The organism is uncultured Georgenia sp., assembly GCF_937958535.1.
Lineage (GTDB): Bacteria > Actinomycetota > Actinomycetes > Actinomycetales > Actinomycetaceae > Oceanitalea.
In genome coordinates, this window is record NZ_CALGNQ010000071.1 from 1 (window position 1) to 3157 (window position 3157).

General features: G+C 73.2%; 3 protein-coding genes. 2 read left to right on the plus strand and 1 reads right to left on the minus strand.

Annotation, left to right across the window (positions count from 1 at the left end; genetic code table 11):
- Positions 1–2 precede the first annotated feature (2 nt).
- Complete coding sequence (locus tag Q0195_RS04210) at positions 3–857, minus strand: biotin--[acetyl-CoA-carboxylase] ligase (protein ID WP_299274991.1); 855 nt, start codon at positions 855–857, stop codon at positions 3–5.
- Between the two features lie 202 nt (positions 858–1059).
- Here Q0195_RS04210 and Q0195_RS04215 point away from each other — a divergent pair, with 202 nt between their 5' ends.
- Entirely contained in the window at positions 1060–1782 is a 723-nt protein-coding gene (locus Q0195_RS04215) for a DsbA family protein (RefSeq protein WP_299274993.1), read from the plus strand.
- A 180-nt stretch (positions 1783–1962) separates the two neighbouring features.
- Positions 1963–3157, plus strand: a 1195-nt coding sequence (locus tag Q0195_RS04220) for an acyl-CoA carboxylase subunit beta (RefSeq protein ID WP_299274994.1), incomplete at its 3' end; no start/stop codon positions are given.

The following is a 3157-nucleotide window of genomic DNA, read 5'->3' on the forward strand; positions in this document are numbered from 1 at the left end:
GGTTAGCGTGCCTCCTCACCCGGATGACCGCCCGCCGGACCGGTGGTGCGCACATGGTGGACGTCTCCGGCGAGGACCACGTGGGTGGTGCCCGCGGCGTCGCGCACGAGGAGGCGGCCGTCGTCGTCGAGCGCCACAGCAGTGCCGTGGAGCGGTTCCTGCCCGGGGCGGTCGACCTGCACCGGGCGGCCCAGCGTGAGCAGGTCGGCGCTCACCGCATCACGCAGACCGGCGGCCTGCGCGTCCCCGGCGTGCTCCTCCCAGACGGAGACGAGACGGCGCAGCGCCCGGCCGACGGCGTCGAGCAGCTCCTCCGCCGGCGGGACGGGCAGCCCTGCGACGGCCAGGGAGGTGGCCGAGGGCACGGGCAGGTCGGCCACGTCCTGGGCGAGGTTGACCCCGATGCCGACGACGGCGGTGGGTGTCTCGGTGCTGCCCGGGAGGAGCTCGGTGAGGATCCCCCCGACCTTGCGGGCGGTGCCCCAGCCGACCAGCTCGGCGCCGGCATCGGTGAGGAGGATGTCGTTGGGCCACTTGAGGCCCACGGACTCCGCCTCCGGCACCAGGCTGCGCAGCGCGCGGACGACGGCGAGCCCGGCGAGAAGGGTGAGCCAGGGGGCCCGGTCGACCGGCACCCGTGGGCGCAGCAGGACCGAGGCGGTGAGGGCCGCACCCGGCGGGGTGACCCAGCTGCGACCGGACCGGCCGCGTCCCGCGGTCTGGTGGTCCGCGACGAGGACGGACAGGTGCGGCCAGGCATCGGGGTCGGCGGCAGCGGCCTCCCGCAGCACGGTGTTGGTCGACTCCGCCTGCTCCACCCGGACGACGCGGGCGAAGGGGTCCTCCGTCGTGCTCATGGTCACAGCCAACCACGCGGAGGCGGTGCGGCGGCACCCCTCGACGGCGGTTCTTCGGCACATCCGGCGGGACTCGTCGACAGCGGACGCCGAGGTCCGACAGGGCTTCACGCGGCGGTTCTCGCGGGACCTCGGCCCGCCGGACGGTTCTCCCACCGGACGTACGATGGGCCGAGTCCCCCTCGCGTCTGGAGTCCTCGCCATGTCTGCTGCCCGCAGCCGGATCCTCGTCCCGGCCATCCTCCTGCTCCTCGTGGCGGTGGTGGTCGCGGCGCTGCTCGTCGGCCGAGGTGGCGGTGAGGAGGACGCCGCACCGGCCGAGCCGACGGGTTCCCCGACGGCGACGCGGGAGGCCGACGGCGCGACGGCGCAGCCCGCCGACGCGGCCGCGGCCCCCGACCTCACCCGCCGGCTGGAGGGCGACCCGATGGCCGCGGGTCCGGTCGACGCGCCGGTGGGTGTCGTCGTCTACTCCGACTACAGCTGCCCGTACTGCCGACAGTGGGTGGAGGAGACCCAGCCCACCCTGCTGGAGTACGCCGAGGCCGGCGCGGTCCGCCTCGAGTGGCGCGACGTCAGCATCCTCGGTGACGACTCGACCCGCGCCGCCATCGCCGCGGCGGCCGCCGCCGAGCAGGGCGCCTACCAGGAGTTCCACGGGCGGCTGTTCGCCGACATGGAGGCCCGCTCGCCGGAGCAGCTCGAGGCGATCGCTGCGGAACTCGGCCTGGACGTCGAGCAGTTCACCGCCGACCTCACCGGCACGGCGGTGCTCACCACGGTGCAGCGCAACATCGAGGAGTCCCGGGCGGTGGGCCTGAGCTCCACGCCGAGCTTCGTCGTCGGCGGCACGCCCGTGGTCGGCGCCCAGCCCACCGAGGTCTTCGTCCAGGTCATCGAGCAGCACCTCGCCGCCGCCGGCTGACCCCCTCGCCGGTCCGAGGCGCCGGCGGTGCATCGGTGCTGCCGGCCCACCGCGCGGCACGGTCCGGCAGCGCCTGCACGTCGGTGACGGGGGTACTTGTGGGGCCGCCACAAACACGCGGGGCCGAAACACCCGGACGGGCCATCGAGGACCGTGGCTCCCCACAAGTACGCTCGCCGGGTGACCACCCACTCCACTGATCTCACCGGCACCGCGGCGAAGCTCGCGGACCTCGCCGCCCGGAACGACGCCCTCCAGCGGGCCGAGGCGACGGCGCAGGAGAAGCAGCACGCCCGCGGCAAGAAGAGCGCCCGCGAGCGCATCCACGCCCTGCTCGACGAGGGCAGCTTCGTCGAGCTGGACGCCTTCGCCACCCACCGCTCGTCCAACTTCGGGCTGGACAAGAAGAAGCTGCCGGGCGACGGCGTCGTCGTCGGGCACGGGACGATCGACGGGCGCCAGGTGTGCATCTACTCCCAGGACTTCTCCGTCTTCGGCGGCAGCCTGGGCGAGGTCCACGGGCAGAAGATCACCAAGGTCATGGACCTGGCGCTGCGCACCGGGGTGCCGCTCATCGGCATCTCCGACGGCGGCGGCGCCCGGATCCAGGAGGGTGTGGCCGCCCTGACCCAGTTCGCCGAGATCTTCCGCCGCAACGTCGCCGCCTCCGGGGTGATCCCGCAGATCTCCCTCATCCTCGGCCCGAGCGCCGGCGGCGCGGTCTACTCCCCCGCCCTGACCGACTTCATCGTCATGGCGGACAAGACCTCGAACATGTTCATCACCGGGCCGGACGTCATCAAGGCCGTCACCGGTGAGGAGGTGGGCTTCGAGGAGCTCGGCGGAGCCGCGACCCACAACGAGCGCTCCGGCGTGGCGCACTACCTCGCCGTGGACGAGGACGACGCGCTCGACTACGTCCGGGCACTGCTCGCCTTCCTGCCGTCGAACAACCTCAGCGACCCGCCCACGTGGCCCGCCGGCGACGTCCCGCTCGAGGTCACCGACGCCGACCGCGAGCTCGACACCCTGGTCCCGGACTCGGACAACCAGCCCTACGACATGCGCACCGTCGTCGAGCACGTCGTCGACGACGGCGAGATCCTCGAGGTCCAGCAGCTCTACGCGCAGAACATCATCACCGCGTTCGGGCACGTCGAGGGCCGCCCGGTGGGGATCATCGCCAACCAGCCGCTCCAGATGGCCGGCACGCTCGACATCGCGGCCGCGGAGAAGGCGGCGCGCTTCGTCCGCACGTGCGACGCCTTCAACATCCCCGTCCTCACCTTCGTCGACGTCCCCGGCTTCCTGCCCGGCACGGACCAGGAGTGGAACGGGATCATCCGCCGCGGCGCCAAGCTCATCTACGCCTACG

Coding starts and splice junctions, on each gene's coding strand:
- Q0195_RS04215 (WP_299274993.1), top strand. CDS start 1,060: ATGTCTGCTGCCCGCAGCCGGATCCTCGTCCCGGCCATCCTCCTGCTC.
- Q0195_RS04210 (WP_299274991.1), bottom strand. CDS start 857: ATGAGCACGACGGAGGACCCCTTCGCCCGCGTCGTCCGGGTGGAGCAG.